The organism is Limosilactobacillus caecicola, from assembly GCF_943192935.1.
Classification (GTDB): Bacteria; Bacillota; Bacilli; order Lactobacillales; family Lactobacillaceae; genus Limosilactobacillus; species Limosilactobacillus caecicola.
Genome location: NZ_CALPCI010000002.1, coordinates 399,004 through 414,259, shown reverse-complemented (window position 1 = coordinate 414,259; position 15,256 = coordinate 399,004). Strand labels below are relative to the sequence as shown.

Below are 15,256 nucleotides of genomic sequence, written 5' to 3'. Positions count from 1 at the left end.
ATAGTCAGGAGAGAAATAGAAATGGTAGAACTTAAACCCAGCGAAAGAATTGACCAACTTAGTAGTCAAGGTATTCAAATTATCCAAAGTAGTGAAGTCTTCGCTTTTTCGCTGGATGCGGTGCTCTTGGCTGATTTTGTCCGCCCTAATCATCGTCATAAGTTACAAACGATTGATTTATGTGCGGGTAATGGGGCAATTGCCTTATTTTTAAACCGTAAGCTTGGGGGCCAAATTACTGCTGTTGAATTGCAACCACGATTGGCAGATATGGCTGAGCGTAGTGTCGAATTAAATCAATTAACGGATCGTTACCACGTTATCAATGCGGATGTGAAAGAACTTTTTAACTATGTTAAAAAAGATCATTTTGATATTGTCACATGTAACCCGCCTTATTTCAAAAGTTTACCGAATAGCCAAAAAAATCCCAATCAATATTTAGCACTAGCACGGCATGAACTAACCATTGATTTGCCGACCGTTGCTGACCGGATGAGTGGCTTGCTCAAAATGAACGGGAAGGGCTACCTCGTTCACCGGCCGGAAAGGTTACCGGAAATCATCCAAGTGTTGGAGGCGCATCGTTTGATTGTAAAACGAATTCGGTTTGCATACCCGAAGCCTGGGAAGCCTGCTAATATTGTCTTGATTGAAACAATAAAAGATGGTCGGCCGGATGGAATGATTGTTGACCCGCCATTGATCATTGGCGATCAAAACGGTGATTATACACCAGCAGTAGAGGCGATGTTGCATGAGCAATAAACCGTACTACATGTATGTTTTGCTGTGTGCTGATGACTCGTTATATTGTGGGTTTACTGACAACGTTGCCCGTCGATTCCACACTCACCAAGCTTACAAGGGGGCAAAGTATACGCGGGTCAAAAGTCGCCATCCCCTGAAGCTGATTTATCAGGAAAAATTTGCTGACAAACATGCGGCGTTAAGTGCCGAGTATCATTTTAAACACCAAAGCCGCCAACGAAAAGTTGCTTATTTACACGCGCACGGAATTAAAATTAAGAATTGATATTTTTTCCTTGCGGTTCGCCAAGTTTTTATGTACAATATTTTCTGGTGCTGATTGCACAATTCACACCTATCGTGATGCCCTAAATGGTGCCGTCTGGTTTTTAGGGTAGTTGATCGGTAGGGAGGAAAAAACTATTTGGAGGTATTATTTCATGTCTGTTGTAAGTATGAAACAATTGCTTGAAGCTGGTGTCCACTTCGGTCACCAAACTCGTCGTTGGAACCCTAAGATGGAACCATACATCTTTACTGAACGGAACGGTATTTACATTATCGATCTGCAAAAGACTGTTAAGATGATTGATTCCGCTTATGACTACGTTAAGAACGTTGCTGCTGATGGTGGGATTGTTCTCTTCGTCGGTACTAAGAAGCAAGCGCAAGATTCAATCGAAGAAGAAGCTACGCGTGCAGGTCAATACTACGTTAACCACCGTTGGTTAGGTGGTACTTTGACCAACTGGAAGACGATTCAATCACGGATTAACCGTTTGAAGGAATTGAAGAAGATGTCAGAAGATGGCACTTTCGATGTTCTTCCAAAGAAGGAAGTTTCCGTTTTAACTAAGCAACGTGAAAAGCTCGAACGTTTCTTAGGTGGTATTGAAGATATGCCACGGATCCCAGATGTTATTTACATCGTTGATCCTCACAAGGAACAAATTGCTGTTCGTGAAGCGCAAAAGCTTCATATTCCAATCGTGGCCATGGTTGATACCAACACTGACCCAGATGACATTGACGTGATCATCCCATCAAACGATGACGCTATTCGTGCCGTTCGTTTGATCACTTCAAAGATGGCTGACGCTGTCATTGAAGGTAAGCAAGGTCAAGACGATCAACAAGCAGCTGATGATGACAAGACTGCTGACAACGAAGAAGTTTCTGAAGATTCCCTCAAGGATCTTAAGAAGAACGTTGAAAGCAAATAATTAAATAGTTAAAACTTAGGCTGTTTTGCAGTTGGACCGTGATGGCCTGAGTGCAAAACAGTTTTTTATTGAAAAGATTTTATTAAACAAGGAGAGGTTTAATTATGGCTATCAAAGCTTCACAAGTTATGGAATTACGTAAGAAGTCCGGTGCCGGAATCATGGATGCCAAGAAGGCATTAGTTGAAACTGACGGTGACATGGACAAGGCAATGGATTACCTTCGTGAAAAGGGAATTGCCAAAGCTGCTAAGAAGAGCGATAAGATTGCTGCCGAAGGTTTAACTAACATCGTTGTTGACGGCAACACCGCTGCCATTCTTGAATTGAACTCCGAAACAGACTTTGTGGCTGCTTCTGACCCATTCAAGGCTGCTTTAAAAGACGTTGCTAAGAAGTTAGTGGATAACAAACCAGCTGATGTCGATGCTGCCTTAGAAATCAAGACCGACAACGGTACTTTGGGTGATGACTTAACTGAAACTACCCGGAAGACTGGTGAAAAGGTTAGCCTTCGTCGTTTTGAAATCGTTGAAAAAGATGATGGTGATAGTTTTGGTGCTTACTTGCACCAAGGTGGTCGGATCGCAGCTTTAGTGGTTCTTGAAGGTGCTGATGATGCAACTGCTAAGGACGTTGCAATGCACGTTGCTGCTGTTAATCCAGAATTCATGACTAGAGACGATGTGTCTGCTGACCGTTTGGAACACGAACGGAAGGTCTTTAAAGAAGAAACCTTGAACGAAGGTAAGCCTGAAAAGATCGTGGACAAGATTGTTGAAGGCCGTTTAAACAAATTCTTGTCTGAAATTTGTCTTGCAGACCAACCATTTGTTAAGGATAGCGACAAGACCGTTGCTGAATACGTGGCATCTAAGGGTGGTAAGCTGAAGTCATTCATTCGCTACGAAGTTGGTGAAGGAATCGAAAAGAAGCAAACTAACATTGCCGACGAAGTTCAACAAGAACTGAACCGTTAATTTAGTTGTAGTTGAAGGGACTGGGGAGTGACTCAGTCTCTTTTTCATAGCCAAACCAATCGATTTCCCGAGGAGGACATATTAATGGCGAATGATGTTAAATATCAACGGGTTGTTCTGAAGTTAAGCGGTGAAGCGCTCGCCGGCGACCAAGGCTTTGGAATTAATCCGCCAGAATTAAAGACGGTCGCAAAAGAGATCAAAGAGGTGCATGGCCTGGGTGTCCAGGTATGTATTGTTGTTGGTGGTGGTAATATGTGGCGCGGGGTTACCGGTGAAAAATTGGGAATGGAAAGGTCCCAAGCCGATTACATCGGGATGCTGGCAACGATTATGAATGCACTTTCGCTTCAAGACGCGCTCGAAGGTCTTGGTGTTGAAACGCGGGTCCAAACTTCAATTGAGATGCGCCAAATTGCGGAACCTTATATTCGGCGTAAAGCGATTCGTCACCTTGAAAAGGGTCGGGTAGTAATCTTTGCCGGTGGGACCGGTAGCCCATACTTCTCCACCGATACCACCGCTGCACTGCGCGCTGCCGAAATGAATGCGGATGCCATTTTGATGGCGAAAAATGGTGTTGACGGTGTTTACTCTGCGGATCCTAACAAGGACACTTCAGCGGTGAAGTTTGATCACCTAACACATATGGATATCATTGATAAGCACCTACATGTCATGGATTCCACTGCTAGTTCAATGTCGATGGACAATGATATTCCTTTGGTTGTCTTTAACCTCAATACTCCAGGAAATATTTTGAAAGTGGTTCGTGGTGAAAAAATTGGGACCACAATTGAAGGAGATAAGTAAAAATGGATGGAAAACAAATTTTAGCAAGTGCTAAAGAAAAAATGAGTAAGTCCGGTGATGCTTTAAAACGGACTTTGGCTGATATTCGGGCTGGCCGTGCTAACGCCAGCATTCTGAACCCCGTGAAGGTGGATTACTATGGTGCCCCAACACCATTAAACCAAATGGCTTCAATTACGATTCCAGAAGCTCGGCAACTGTTAATTTCCCCGTATGACAAGAGTACGTTAAAGGATATTGAACGCGCCATTTACGAAGCTGATTTAGGGTTGACTCCTCAAAACGATGGGGAAGCTATTCGCATCATCATTCCTCAATTAACGGAAGACCGGCGGAAGGAACTGGTCAAGGATGTGAAGGCTGAACTTGAAAAGGCGAAGGTTGCGGTTCGGAACGTTCGTCGCGAAGCCATGGACGACCTTAAAAAAGGTAATAAGGATGGAGACTTCAATGATGACGAATTCCATCATCTTGAAGATGAGGTTCAAAAAGAAACCGATAATGGAATTAAAAATTTGGAATCCATTGCCAAGGACAAAGAAGACGAATTGATGGGTAAGTAATTTCTAAGGGTGTCGCACATCGGGTGGGGCACCCTTTGTGGTTTAAATTGTAGAGAAATTACCCCAAATCTGGTAAAATGGAGTATTGTAAAATTCGTTTAGTGGAGGCTCAATTTGTTTTCTCAAAATCAAGAAACTCACCAAACAGGATATGAATTAGACGAACAAAATATTCCCCATCACATTGCGATTATTATGGATGGTAATGGTCGGTGGGCCCAGGCACGGCATTTGCCACGGGTGGCAGGACACCAGCAAGGAATGGAGACCGTTAAGAAGGTCACAATTGCAGCGAGTGATCTTGGTGTCAAAGTTCTATCGCTGTACGCTTTTTCAACTGAAAATTGGAAGCGGCCGACGAAGGAAGTTAAATTTTTAATGGATCTGCCAATTCGTTTTTTCAATAAATTTGTCCCCGATTTGGTGAAACATAATGTTCGGGTGACCGTCATGGGAGACATTAGTAAGTTACCAGATAAGACGCAGGCGGCTGTCCAAGATGCGATTGCGGATACTGCGGAATGCACTGGGATGGTGTTAAATTTCGCACTTAATTATGGTGGTCGTGATGAAATTGTGCGCGCCACTCGTGAACTTGCCCAAAAGGTAGCCACAGGAGAATTAGCTGCGGAAGATATCACTGAGGACGCAGTGGCGGCCCATATGATGACGGCCCCGTTATCTCCTGATGATGATCCGGAATTATTAATCCGGACTAGTGGTGAGGAACGTTTGAGCAATTTTATGCTCTGGCAAATCGCATATAGTGAATTTGTATTTATGAATGAACATTGGCCAGACTTCGATGGCGAATCTTTAAAAAAGGCCATTAGTATTTTTCAACATCGTCACCGTCGATTTGGTGGACTGAAATAAGTAGTAAGGATGAGTATCTATTTTGAAAACTAGAGTTATTACAGCGGTTGTCGGTTTGGCAATCTTTATTCCATTAATTTTAATTGGTCACTTACCCCTAGAAATTGCGGCAATCGTGTTAGCGATTGTTGCGATGAGTGAAATCCTCATTATGAAGAAGATGTTTCTAACTTCTTTTGGGGCCATTATGTCTTATCTTGGTGTTGCAGTCATTACAATGCCGAAAACTTGGTTGAACTGGTTACCAAGTCATTTTGACCGGTTAACCACTTTTTATTTAATTGTCATTTTGCTTTTGTTGCATACGGTGATCCACAAGGGACGGTTCAGCTTTGATGATGCAGGTGTCCTAGTGTTAGGAATGCTGTATATCGGAATGGGCTTTAATGCGTTTGTCCAGGCGCGGGCGGTTAGCTTTGCGACCCTTTTGTACGGAATGTTAATTGTTTGGCTGACTGATAGTGGTGCTTATATTTTTGGTCGCCAGTTTGGTAAGCATAAGTTGGCGCCAAAGGTGAGTCCCCACAAGACGATTGAGGGCTCTGTGCTTGGTACGATCTTTGCAACAGTCGTTTTAGCGATCTACCTAATTTTCTTCCATGTTGGTTACGACAATTATGCCTTGATGGTTCTGGCCACATTCCTACTGTCGATTTTCGGTCAGTTTGGTGATCTGATTGAATCAGCACTCAAACGTTATTACGGCGTGAAAGATTCTGGTAAAATTCTTCCCGGACACGGTGGAATTTTAGATCGCTTTGACAGCATGTTAATGGTCATGCCAGCACTGTACCTGTTGGGGATTATTTAACGAGGTGGTTCTTTGTTAATCACAATTATAACTTTCATTATCGTGTTTGGTGTCTTGGTATTGGTTCATGAATTTGGTCACTACTACTTCGCCAAACGCGCTGGGATCCTAGTTCGTGAATTTTCGATTGGGATGGGCCCTAAGATTTGGTGGAGCCGTCACAACGGCACAACGTATACCATTCGTTTATTACCCCTTGGCGGGTACGTTCGTTTAGCAGGGGCTGATGAGGATGATGACGAGACCCTGCGTCCAGGAACGCCGGTCACGCTACAGTTAAATGATCAAAACGAAGTGATTACCATTAATGCAAGTGATAAGACAACGTTATTTCAGGGCCTGCCAATGCAAATTGTCGACAAAGACTTAGTTGATGGCTTATGGATCAGCGGCTATGTGAATGGCGACGAGAGTGAAGTCAAAAAATATTCTGTTAACCACGATGCAAACGTGATTGAACGAGACGGGACCGAGATCCGGATTGCGCCCCGTGATGTGCAAATTAATTCTGCAAGTTTGCCGCACCGGATGATGACCAATTTTGCAGGACCGATGAATAATTTCATCCTTGCCCTGGTTGTGTTTGTGATTTTAGGATTCACGCTTCCAGGAATTCCGACCAACAGTAACGTGATCGGAAAAGTTCAATCATCTTCTGTTGCTGCGAAAGCCGGAATTAAGAGTGGTGACCGGATTACCAAAGTGGCTGGCCATCAGACCAAAAATTGGACAGCATTGACGACACAAATTTCTAGCAAACCTGGTCAACGACTGACGGTGCAATATGTTCGAAATGGTCGTCATTATTCGACTAAATTGACTCCTAAGAAGGTGCGCCGTAACAAGCAAACGATGGGCCAAATTGGGATCGTCGAACAGCAAAAGACTGATGCACGGTCACGAATCCAGTATGGTTGGCACCAATTCATTTTGTCCGGGACCCTTATTTTTAGTGTCCTCGGTCATATGTTCACCCACGGTTTTAGTTTGAATGACCTTGGTGGACCAGTAGCAATCTATGCCGGAACTTCTCAGGCGACTTCATTAGGGATCAATGGGGTGCTAGCCTTTTTGGCAATGCTTTCCATTAACCTGGGAATTGTTAACCTGTTGCCAATTCCCGCACTAGACGGGGGTAAATTAGTTCTGAACATTATTGAAGGAATCATTCGCCGGCCAATTCCAGAAAAGGCGGAGGGCATTGTTACCTTTATCGGTTTCGCATTTTTAATGTTATTAATGATTTTAGTGACCTGGAATGATATTCAGCGCTACTTCATTAAATAAAAGGAGTAATCTTAATTATGAAACAATCAAAAATTTTAATTCCAACGAAAAAGGAAGCACCAAGTGACGCTGAAGCGTTAAGCCATAAGATGATGGCGCGTGCTGGATATATTTACCAAATTTCCTCGGGGGTATGGTCATTCCTGCCGTTAGGTTACCGGGTAATTCGAAAAATTGAAGGCATTATTCGCGATGAAATGGAGAAGGCCGATGCTGTTGAAATGATTATGCCGGCATTGTTGCCAGCTGATCTTTGGCGAGAAACTGGTCGGTATGAAGCGTATGGCGATAACCTGTTTAAACTGACTGACCGGAGTGATCGGGAATACGTCTTAGGGCCGACACACGAAGAATCTTTCACGGAAGTTCTACGCGACAGTATTAAGTCCTACAAGAAATTGCCGTTGGTCGTTTACCAACTTCAAGATAAGTTCCGTGATGAAACCCGCCCACGGTTTGGGGTCTTACGGAGCAAGGAATTTGAAATGTTGGATGCCTATTCATTTGCCGCTGATCAAGCGGGCCTTGATGAAGCGTACAATAAACAGGCTCAGGCTTACCGCAACATTTTTGACCGGATTGGGCTCGATTACAAGATTATTCTGGCAGATTCAGGTACGATTGGTGGGGATAATTCCCAAGAATTCTCTGCACCTGCCGAAATCGGTGAAGATGTGATTGTTTATACCGATGGCGATTATGCTGCTAACCTTGAAAAGGCCACTTCGAAGTTCACCGGTGTGCAGCAAACTGCTGCACCTGCTGAGCTGGAAAAGAAGGCGACTACCGGTGCACATACCGTTGATGAAGCGGCGGCGAGCTTAGGAATCGACGCTGATCAAATTATCAAATCAATGCTCTTCATGGCCAAGATGGGTGAGGATGAATACCAACCAGTGATGGTTTTGATGCGCGGTAATGATGAAGTAAACGAAACCAAGGTTGCCAATGCTGTTGATGCGGAAGAACTCACCTTGGCAACTGAGGAACAAGCACAAAAATACTTAGGTGCGCACCCTGGTTCCCTTGGCCCAGTCGGCGTTGGTGAAGAGGTTAAGATTCTTGCTGACCATTACGTGAAAGTTCTGGTCAACATGGCTTGTGGCGCCAATGATGATGGCTATCACTACGTCAATGCAAATATTGATCGGGACTTCCGGGTTGACCAATTTGGTGATTTCCGGACGGTTCAGGAAGGCGAAATTGCTCCTGATGGTAATCCAATCAAGTTTACTAACGGAATTGAAATTGGTCACATCTTTAAGTTGGGTACTGGCTATTCAGAAAAGTTGGGTGCCCAAGTGCTGGACCAAAATGGTCGCTTAGTTGACATGATCATGGGCTGTTATGGACTGGGGGTTTCCCGGGTTCTGTCTGCAGTGGCTGAACAAAATGCCGATGAATACGGTTTGGTTTGGCCAGACAGTATTGCTCCTTATGATGTTCATGTAATTCCAGTCAATGCCAAGAAGGCAGAACAAATGGAAATGGCCGAACAAATTACCAAGCAACTTGAAGAGGCTGGCTTAGAAGTTCTCCTTGATGATCGGAAGGAACGCGCGGGGGTTAAGTTTGCTGATTCTGATCTGATTGGTTTACCAATCCGGGTTACCGTTGGTAAGAAGGCCGGTGAAGGAATTGTCGAAATTAAGATCCGGAAGACTGGCGAAACGGTTGAAGTGAAGGCCGAAGAAGTCAGCAACACCGTTAAAATCTTATTAAAGCAATTGGTTGACCAAACAGCTGAATAATATGATGGTGAAAAAATGTGATTAATGAAACAGCGTGGATTTAATCACATTTTTAATTTGAGGAGGAAGTTTAGTGGCCTTAAATGCACAAGAAAAATTTAATCAGTTACTGAAACAAATTGACTATCAAGATCCGTCACTGTCTGATGGCCAGGTCGAACAAGTAATTGTCCATCAAAAATCGCGGATTTGGGAAATCCACCTGTTAGTTTCCCACACGCTATCGGCGGATGTTTACCGCCACTTGCTCCACAGTTTGCAGATGTCCTTTCAGTCATTAGCAAATGCCCAGGTCAAATTAGTTTTGCGGACGAATGACGAAGAGAACAACCCCCAATTAATTACTGACTATTGGCGGTTTATTGTCCAGCAAGAAGTTGGCGATCGGGGAATGGGATACGAAATCGCCGAGCAGACATTGCCCACCGTCAATAATGGACGGGTTGAGCTGGCTTTAGAAAATGATCAAGTCAAAGATTTTGTGGTGAACAAATTTTTGGGCAAGATTGAACAAGCTTATCAGCAGGCTGGCTTTGTGCCGTTCCGTATTCATGCCGTGGTTGATCAGACAGCGTCTGCAGAAAACGTGAAGGAACTCAAGGCGAAACAAGAAGCTGCTGATGCCGCCCTGGTTAAGAAGGCCTTGGCAAAAATCAAAAGTGATCAAGCCAAAAAGCAACAGACGGGGGCGACGCCAACGGTGGATGGTCCTGCCCAAATTGGTAAAGAGATTAATCCAAAGGCGGAAGTCACGTCAATGGCGGAGATTACCGAAGAAGAGCGCAACGTTGTCGTTGAAGGGTATGTCTTTTCTAAAGAAATCAAGGAACTCCGGTCTGGCCGGCAACTGATGATTTTAGAAATTACTGACTACACGTCTTCGTTTGCGGTCAAAAAGTTCTCCCGTGATAAGAAGGACGAAGCCCAATTTGGTGCCATTAATGAGGGCCAATGGGTCAAAGTACGTGGCTCGGTCCAAGAAGATAACTTTATGCGTGATTTGACGTTGAATGCCTATGACATTAACGTTGTTTCTCACCCGGTTCGCCAGGATACGGCCCCGGAAGGCGATAAGCGAATTGAACTTCACTTGCACACTAACATGTCTACGATGGACGCAACCAACTCCATCTCCGATTACGTCAACCAGGCAATTAAGTGGGGACAACCAGCCATTGCGATTACTGACCATGCGGGTGTCCAAGGCTTCCCAGAAGCTTACAAGGCCGCCTATGATGGAAAAAAGAAGGAACACCGGATTAAGATGTTGTATGGTGTCGAAGCTAACGTCGTTGATGACGGAATTCCGTTGGTCTACAACGAAAATCACGACCACTTGCTGAATAGCACCTACGTCATTTTTGACGTAGAAACAACTGGGTTGTCAGCGATTTATGATAAAGTGATCGAACTTTCCGCAACGAAAATGAAAGATGGTAAGGTTTTAGATCGGTTTGATGAATTCATTGATCCCGGGTTCCCGTTGTCAGAACAGACAACCGAGTTAACGAGTATTACCGATGACATGGTTCGCGGTTCCAAATCAGAAGAAGAAGTTTTCCAAATGTTCCGTGACTTCTGTGAAGGCTCGATCATTGCTGGGCATAACGTTTCCTTTGATATGGGCTTTATGAATACTGGTTATCGTCGTCATGGCATGCCAGAAATTGAGCGACCGGTAATTGATACCTTGCCATTAGCCCGTTTCCTTTACCCGAATTTGCGAGGGTACCGGCTCAATACCTTGAGTAAGAAGTTCAAGGTTTCCCTCGAACACCACCACCGGGCAAACTATGATGCCGAGGCGACTGGTCACTTATTGCACATTTTCTTGAAGGATGCGGAGAAGCGCTACCAGGTGGTTTATGTTGATGACCTTAATAAGCACATGACTGATAATGGCGCTTACCGCCACGCACGGCCATTCCACGTCACGTTACTTGCCAAGAATCAAGCGGGCCTCAAAAATCTCTATCGGCTCGTTTCTGAATCCAACGTCAAGTACTTCTACAGGGTTCCACGGATTCCGCGGAGTGTTCTTAAACGTTACCGGGAAGGATTACTGGTCGGCTCTGCTTGTGCGAGTGGGGAAGTGTTCACCGCCATGATGCAAAAGGGATATGAGGAAGCCAAGGCGAAGGCTGACTTTTATGATTATTTAGAAGTTCAACCAAAGCCGAACTACAGTCCCTTGCTCGAACAAAAGGTGATTTCTGGGGACCAGCAACTCGAAGCAATCATCAAGAACATGATCAAACTAGGTGACGAACTCAATAAACCGGTTGTGGCTACTGGTGACGTTCACTACCTGAATCCCGAAGATGCCATTTACCGGAAAATCCTGATTAATTCCCAAGGTGGCGCCAACCCGCTGAACCGGACCCAACGACCAGAGGTCCATTTCCGGACGACTGATGAAATGCTCCAGTTGTTTGATTTCTTGCCGGATGAGGTGGCTCACCAAATCGTGGTGGACAATCCTCACCAGGTAGCCGATGCGGTGGACGAAGACATTAGTCCGGTCGAAGATCGTTTGTACACTCCTCATATGAAGGGGGCAGAGCAAGAAATTCAGGACCGGACCTGGGCGACTGCCAAAAAGTGGTATGGTGATCCGCTACCAAAACTTGTCTATGACCGGGTGAAGCTGGAACTGGATAGTATCGTTAAGAACGGGTTCTCCGTTATTTATCTAATTGCCCAACGGCTGGTGGCGAAGTCTAATAAGGACGGTTACCTGGTTGGTTCACGTGGTTCGGTGGGTTCAAGTGTGGTCGCCACACTTTCAGGAATTACCGAAGTTAACCCGCTTCCGCCACATTATCGTTGCCCAAATTGTCAATACAATCATTTTTATACTAAAGGTGAATATAGCTCTGGTTATGACTTACCGGATAAAAAGTGTCCAAAGTGTGGGACCTTGATGATTAAAGATGGTCATGATATTCCGTTCCAAACCTTCCTTGGTTTTAAGGGGAATAAGGTTCCGGATATTGATTTGAACTTTTCAGGTGACTATCAGCCAATTGCCCACAACTACATGAAGGTTTTGTTCGGTGAAAAGAACGTGTTCCGGGCCGGGACGATCGGTACGGTTGCTGATAAGACGGCGTATGGTTATGTCAAAGCCTATGAACGGGATACCGACCAAGAATTCCGTGGTGCCGAAGAAGACCGCTTGGCCAAGGGAGCCACCGGTGTAAAGCGGACCACTGGTCAGCACCCGGCGGGGATTATTATCGTTCCTGATGATATGGATATTTACGACTTTACGCCGGTGCAGTACCCAGCCGACGATCAAAATGCCGCTTGGGAAACCACTCACTTTGATTTCCATTCCATTCACGATAATATCTTGAAGATGGATATTCTGGGTCATGATGATCCAACGATGATTCGGGCCTTGCAAGATTTGTCTGGGATTAATCCGCAAACCATCCCAATGGACGATCCCGGGGTGATGAGCCTGTTCTCCAGTCCAGAAGTATTGGGCGTGACGGAAGAACAGATTAATTCGGAAACGGGGACCCTTGGCTTACCAGAATTCGGAACCCGGTTTGTTCGTGGTATGTTGGAAGATACTCACCCCAAGAATTACTCACAATTGCTCCAGATTTCTGGACTGTCCCACGGGACTGGGGTGTGGCTTGATAACGCTCAAGAACTGATTAAGGATGGGGTCGCCACCATCGCCAACGTGATTGGTTGTCGTGATAACATCATGACCGACTTGATTCACTACGGCCTTGATTCTGAAACTTCTTTCCAAGTCATGGAATCAGTTCGTCACGGTCGGGGAATTCCAGATGAGTGGCAGGAAAAAATGCATGAAGCCAACGTTCCGCAATGGTATATTGACTCATGTTTGAAGATTAAGTACATGTTCCCCCGGGCCCACGCGGCGGCCTATGTGCTGATGGCGCTCCGGATTGCGTACTTTAAAGTTTACTTCCCACTGATTTATTACGCGGCCTTCTTCTCGGTTCGGGCAGATGACTTTGATGTTGTTGCCATGGCCCACGGTAAGAATGCCGTAAAGGCAGCGATCAAGGAAATCAATGATAAGGGGAATGACGCCTCGGCCAAGGAAAAGAGCCTGATGACAATCCTGGAATTAGCGAATGAAATGCTAGAACGAGGTTATAAATTCAAGATGGTTGACCTTGAACGGTCCGACGCGTCCGCCTGGTTAGTTGATGGCGATACCCTCATTGCACCTTTCCGGGCCATTCCGGGTCTTGGAATGAACGTGGCTAAGCAAATCGTGGCCGCCCGGGAAGAAAAACCATTCTTATCCAAAGAAGACCTTGCAGAGCGGGGGAAGGTCTCACAAACCATCATTCAATTTATGGATGACCAGCATGTTCTCGACGGTCTGCCGGACGAGAACCAGTTGAGCCTCTTTGACCAACTCTAATGCTTGTGTTTTTAGAAGATTAATGGTATGATAATAACGTTAATAACTTCGGAAAGGAGTGAGCAGGGATGCTCGCTCTTTTTATTGCCATTAATTGGAGGTGACAATTTGAGCACGAAAGATGTTATTCAGGCTGTGACCGGCCTTGTTCAACCGATTCTTGATCAATACAACTTTTACCTCTTTGATATTGAATTTGTCAAAGAGGGTCATAGCTGGTACTTGCGCGTTTACATTGATAAAGATGGCGGCATTACCTTGGAAGATTGTGTGACCGTCAGTGATCAATTAAGCGAAGCGCTAGATAACTGTGATCCCGATCCAATTCCCCAAGCCTACTTTTTAGAGGTTTCTTCCCCTGGTGCGGAGCGTCCTTTAAAACGGGAAGAGGACTATCAACGAGCGATTGGTCAGTATGTTCATATTTCGCTCTACCAAGCGATTGATGGTAAAAAGGCCTATGAGGGGGACCTACAATCTGTCACTCCCGATGAGCTGACCATCGACTATTTAGATAAGACCCGTCATAAGACTTTGACGGTTCAACGAAAACTAATTGCAAAGGCCCGTTTGGCTGTGAAAATTTAAAAAGGAGTAAATTCGATCAATGAGCACAAAAAAACAAAAAGCAGAATTGCTTGGTGCAATGGATGTTTTGGAAAAGGAAAAGGGCATTAAAAAAGAAGTCATCATTAACGCACTGACGGACGCCTTAGCGAATGCTTATCAAAAGAATTACGATGATAACAACGCCAACGTTGAAGTTAAGATTGATGAAAACAGTGGTGACTTTAAGGTTTTTGCCAGCAAAAAAGTAGTTGATGAAGTCACTAACCCGGTTGAACAGATTAGTTTGCGGGATGCAATGCATGTCAGTCATGGTTATGAAATTGGTGATGACTTCAAGGAAGAAGTCACTCCAAAGGACTTCGGTCGAATTGCTGCCCAGACTGCCAAGAACGTTGTCTTGCAACAACTCCGTGAAGAAGAACGGCGGATTATTTACGAAAAGTACAACCGGCTGAAGGATGACCTGGTTGATGGTGAAGTGGCTCGTGAAGATAACCGGTACATTTACATCACCTTAACCGGTGGGGTTGAAGCCGCCATGAACAAACACGACCAAATGCCAAACGAACATTACCGGACCCACGACCATGTTCAAGTCTACGTGACCCGGGTACTGAAGGACACCAAGGGACCACAAGTCTTCGTTAGTCGGACTGCCCCAGACCTTTTGAAGCGGCTCTTTGAAAAGGAAGTTCCTGAAATTAGTCAAGGAATTGTCGAAATCAAGGGCATCGTTCGTGAAGCGGGTGATCGTGCCAAGGTCGCTGTCTTTTCACGTGATAGCAATGTCGATGCCGTTGGGACCTGCGTTGGTCCTCGTGGTTCACGGGTTCAAACTATTGTTAACCAACTGGGTGGCGAAAACATTGATATTGTGAAGTACGAAGAAGAACCTGAAGACTTTATCCGGAACGCCCTCAATCCAGCGGATGTTAAGGCGGTGATCTTTGACGCTAATAATGGTGAAGTTGAAGAAAGCCAACCAAAAACGGACGACGAAGATGCTGAACCACGGGTTCACCGTGGTTGCACGGTCGTCGTCCCTGATGATCAGCTTTCCTTAGCCATTGGGAAGCGCGGGCAAAACGTCCGCTTAGCTGCCCAACTGACTGGTTATAAGATTGACATTAAGCCGTTATCCGAAGTTGATCCGGAAGACGATGGTGATGATGACTTTGATGATGTAGAATTAGATAGTGAAGAATAATTAAGCAG

The 15,256-nt window shown here is 45.0% G+C and carries 13 protein-coding genes; all 13 read left to right on the top strand.

Annotation, left to right across the window (positions count from 1 at the left end):
* The first annotated feature begins 21 nt into the window (after positions 1-21).
* The 13 genes from NFR43_RS04635 (at position 22) to nusA (ending at position 15,248) form a co-directional block, all read left to right on the top strand.
* Positions 22-768: a tRNA1(Val) (adenine(37)-N6)-methyltransferase gene (locus NFR43_RS04635; RefSeq protein WP_251546921.1), complete on the top strand. Its 747-nt coding sequence runs from the start codon at positions 22-24 to the stop codon at positions 766-768.
* The gene (locus NFR43_RS04630) at positions 758-1,036 is read left to right on the top strand and encodes a GIY-YIG nuclease family protein (protein ID WP_251546920.1); all 279 of its coding nucleotides are present in this window, start codon (positions 758-760) and stop codon (positions 1,034-1,036) included. The genes NFR43_RS04635 and NFR43_RS04630 overlap by 11 nt, the downstream gene beginning before the upstream one ends.
* 154 nt (positions 1,037-1,190) lie before the next feature.
* Positions 1,191-1,973, top strand: a complete 783-nt coding sequence (gene rpsB, locus NFR43_RS04625) for a 30S ribosomal protein S2 (protein ID WP_251546918.1) — start codon at positions 1,191-1,193, stop codon at positions 1,971-1,973.
* Positions 1,974-2,077: 104 nt separating this feature from the next.
* Positions 2,078-2,953 (top strand): translation elongation factor Ts, encoded by an 876-nt coding sequence (gene tsf, locus NFR43_RS04620; protein WP_407658139.1) that lies wholly within the window; start codon positions 2,078-2,080, stop codon positions 2,951-2,953.
* Between the two features lie 84 nt (positions 2,954-3,037).
* The gene (gene pyrH, locus NFR43_RS04615) at positions 3,038-3,766 is read left to right on the top strand and encodes a UMP kinase (protein WP_251546916.1); all 729 of its coding nucleotides are present in this window, start codon (positions 3,038-3,040) and stop codon (positions 3,764-3,766) included.
* Positions 3,767-3,768: 2 nt separating this feature from the next.
* Positions 3,769-4,329 (top strand): ribosome recycling factor, encoded by a 561-nt coding sequence (gene frr, locus NFR43_RS04610; RefSeq protein ID WP_251546913.1) that lies wholly within the window; start codon positions 3,769-3,771, stop codon positions 4,327-4,329.
* A 114-nt stretch (positions 4,330-4,443) separates the two neighbouring features.
* Entirely contained in the window at positions 4,444-5,205 is a 762-nt protein-coding gene (locus tag NFR43_RS04605; protein WP_251546911.1) for an isoprenyl transferase, read from the top strand.
* A 22-nt stretch (positions 5,206-5,227) separates the two neighbouring features.
* The gene (locus NFR43_RS04600; protein WP_251546909.1) at positions 5,228-6,016 is read left to right on the top strand and encodes a phosphatidate cytidylyltransferase; all 789 of its coding nucleotides are present in this window, start codon (positions 5,228-5,230) and stop codon (positions 6,014-6,016) included.
* Positions 6,017-6,028: 12 nt separating this feature from the next.
* Positions 6,029-7,303, top strand: a complete 1,275-nt coding sequence (gene rseP / locus NFR43_RS04595; protein WP_251546907.1) for an RIP metalloprotease RseP — start codon at positions 6,029-6,031, stop codon at positions 7,301-7,303.
* Positions 7,304-7,320: 17 nt separating this feature from the next.
* Positions 7,321-9,054, top strand: a complete 1,734-nt coding sequence (locus NFR43_RS04590) for a proline--tRNA ligase (protein ID WP_251546905.1) — start codon at positions 7,321-7,323, stop codon at positions 9,052-9,054.
* A gap of 73 nt (positions 9,055-9,127) precedes the next feature.
* A complete protein-coding gene (locus NFR43_RS04585; protein WP_251546903.1) occupies positions 9,128-13,471 on the top strand; it encodes a PolC-type DNA polymerase III in 4,344 nt (1,447 codons plus the stop codon).
* A gap of 108 nt (positions 13,472-13,579) precedes the next feature.
* Positions 13,580-14,059 (top strand): ribosome maturation factor RimP, encoded by a 480-nt coding sequence (gene rimP / locus NFR43_RS04580; RefSeq protein ID WP_251546901.1) that lies wholly within the window; start codon positions 13,580-13,582, stop codon positions 14,057-14,059.
* Positions 14,060-14,078: 19 nt separating this feature from the next.
* Positions 14,079-15,248, top strand: a complete 1,170-nt coding sequence (gene nusA, locus NFR43_RS04575; protein ID WP_251546899.1) for a transcription termination factor NusA — start codon at positions 14,079-14,081, stop codon at positions 15,246-15,248.
* Positions 15,249-15,256: the final 8 nt, after the last annotated feature.

What these genes read in the sequence shown, in the direction of transcription:
- pyrH (WP_251546916.1), top strand. Translation starts at nt 3,038, where the DNA reads ATGGCGAATGATGTTAAATATCAACGGGTTGTTCTGAAGTTAAGCGGT.
- tsf (WP_407658139.1), top strand. Translation starts at nt 2,078, where the DNA reads ATGGCTATCAAAGCTTCACAAGTTATGGAATTACGTAAGAAGTCCGGT.
- rpsB (WP_251546918.1), top strand. Translation starts at nt 1,191, where the DNA reads ATGTCTGTTGTAAGTATGAAACAATTGCTTGAAGCTGGTGTCCACTTC.
- NFR43_RS04630 (WP_251546920.1), top strand. Translation starts at nt 758, where the DNA reads ATGAGCAATAAACCGTACTACATGTATGTTTTGCTGTGTGCTGATGAC.
- frr (WP_251546913.1), top strand. Translation starts at nt 3,769, where the DNA reads ATGGATGGAAAACAAATTTTAGCAAGTGCTAAAGAAAAAATGAGTAAG.
- NFR43_RS04590 (WP_251546905.1), top strand. Translation starts at nt 7,321, where the DNA reads ATGAAACAATCAAAAATTTTAATTCCAACGAAAAAGGAAGCACCAAGT.
- NFR43_RS04635 (WP_251546921.1), top strand. Translation starts at nt 22, where the DNA reads ATGGTAGAACTTAAACCCAGCGAAAGAATTGACCAACTTAGTAGTCAA.
- nusA (WP_251546899.1), top strand. Translation starts at nt 14,079, where the DNA reads ATGAGCACAAAAAAACAAAAAGCAGAATTGCTTGGTGCAATGGATGTT.